This window comes from Streptomyces sp. NPDC047085, assembly GCF_040643735.1.
In the GTDB taxonomy this organism is placed as follows: domain Bacteria; phylum Actinomycetota; class Actinomycetes; order Streptomycetales; family Streptomycetaceae; genus Streptomyces.
In genome coordinates, this window is record NZ_JBEYUW010000037.1 from 1 (window position 1) to 1,682 (window position 1,682).

Here is a 1,682-nt window from a genome sequence, read left to right on the forward strand (position 1 = left end):
AGGAGGAGGCCGCGGAGGGTTTCGATCATGGGGGTGAAGGGCTGGTACTCGGCGAAGTAGCGCAGGCCGGTGGGCATGGTGTCGGTGGGGACGATGCCGGAGCCGACGAAGGGCAGGAGGATGAGGGGGAAGGGGGCGTTGGAGGCGGCGTCGAGGGTCTTGGCTGCGAGTCCGAAGGCGACGCCGAGCCAGGTCAGGGCGAGGCTGGCGGCGGCGAGCAGGCCGAGGGTGGCGAGCCATTCCAGGGGGGTGGCGTTGGGGTGGAAGCCCATGGCCCAGGCGACGGCGAGGACGAGGGCCATGCTGGTGAGGGTCTGCAGGACGGAGGAGATGACGCGGGCGATGAGGATCGCGGGCCGGAAGATGGCCATGGTCTTGAAGCGGGCGATGATGCCCTCGGTCATGTCCACCGACGTGGAGACCGCGGTGCCGAGGGATCCGGTGGCGGCGGTCATGATGATCAGGCCGGGCAGGACGTAGTTGACGTAGTCGTCGTGGCCGCCGGCGGCGGGGCCGACGCCCTGTCCGAGGACGTTGCCGAAGACGTAGACGAACAGCAGGAGGAACAGGACGGGGATGCCGACGATGGACAGGGCGGTGGTGGGGTAGCGCAGCTGGTTCTTGATGTTGCGGCGCAGGAGGGTGGCGGAGTCGGCGACCGCGTAGGTGACGGTGCTCATACCAGGACCTTCTTCTCGGTGTCGGCGCCGACGGTGCCGGCGGAAGCGGGGACGTTGCCGTGGGTGTCGGTGTCGGTGGTCTGGCCGGTCAGGGTGAGGAAGACGTCGTCCAGGTCGGGGGTCTTCAGGGACAGCTCGGCCACGGTGGTGGTGTCCAGGCGGGACAGGATGTGCTGGACAGCGAAGGCGCTGCCGTCGCTCGGGATGCGCAGGGTCAGGGAGTCCTCGTCCCGGGTGACCGGGGTGCCGTCCAGCGCGGCCGAGGCGGCGGCGAGGGCGGAGACGCTGGTGAACTGCAGGTCGACGCTGCCGCCGGGGATCTGCCGCTTCAGCTGCTCCGGCGTGCCCTGGGCCACGAGCCTGCCGCCGTTGAGGACGGCGATCTCGTCGGCGAGCTGGTCGGCCTCTTCCAGGTACTGGGTGGTCAGGAACAGGGTGACGCCGTCGGCGACCAGGTCCCGCAGCAGGTCCCACATCGCCCGGCGCACCCGCGGGTCCAGGCCGGTGGTGGGCTCGTCGAGGAAGATGACGCGGGGGGCGCCGACCAGGGTCATCGCCAGGTCCAGGCGGCGCTTCATGCCGCCGGAGTAGGTCATGACCGGCTTGCGGGCCGCCTCGACCAGGTCGAACTGCTCGATCAGCCGGGCACAGCGCTCGGCCACCGTCTTCTTGTCCAGGTGCCACAGCCGGCCCATCAGCTGGAGGTTCTCCTCCGCGTTCAGGAACGGGTCGACCGCGGAGAACTGCCCCGTCACACCGATGCTGGAACGCACCCCGTCCGGGTCCGACGCCAGATCGTGCCCGGCGACGGTGACCTGACCCTCGTCCGCCTTCAGCAGCGTGGACAGGATCTTCACCGTCGTGGTCTTGCCCGCACCGTTCGGGCCCAGCAGCGAGAACACCGAACCCGCCGGGATCGACAGATCCACCCCGTCCAGCACCCGGTGCTCGCCATACGCCTTCCGCAGCCCGACAACCGAAATCGCCGCACTCGTCATCTCA

At 69.6% G+C, this 1,682-nt stretch carries 2 protein-coding genes; both read right to left on the reverse strand.

What is annotated here, in order from left to right; genetic code table 11:
* The coding region (locus tag ABZ865_RS41980) for an ABC transporter permease (protein WP_361242812.1) at positions 1-680 on the reverse strand (680 nt) is incomplete at its 3' end.
* Positions 677-1,678: an ATP-binding cassette domain-containing protein gene (locus ABZ865_RS41985; RefSeq protein ID WP_361242815.1), complete on the reverse strand. Its 1,002-nt coding sequence runs from the start codon at positions 1,676-1,678 to the stop codon at positions 677-679. The genes ABZ865_RS41985 and ABZ865_RS41980, both read right to left, overlap by 4 nt.
* Positions 1,679-1,682 lie beyond the last annotated feature (4 nt).

Coding starts and splice junctions, on each gene's coding strand:
- ABZ865_RS41985 (WP_361242815.1), bottom strand. CDS start 1,678: ATGACGAGTGCGGCGATTTCGGTTGTCGGGCTGCGGAAGGCGTATGGC.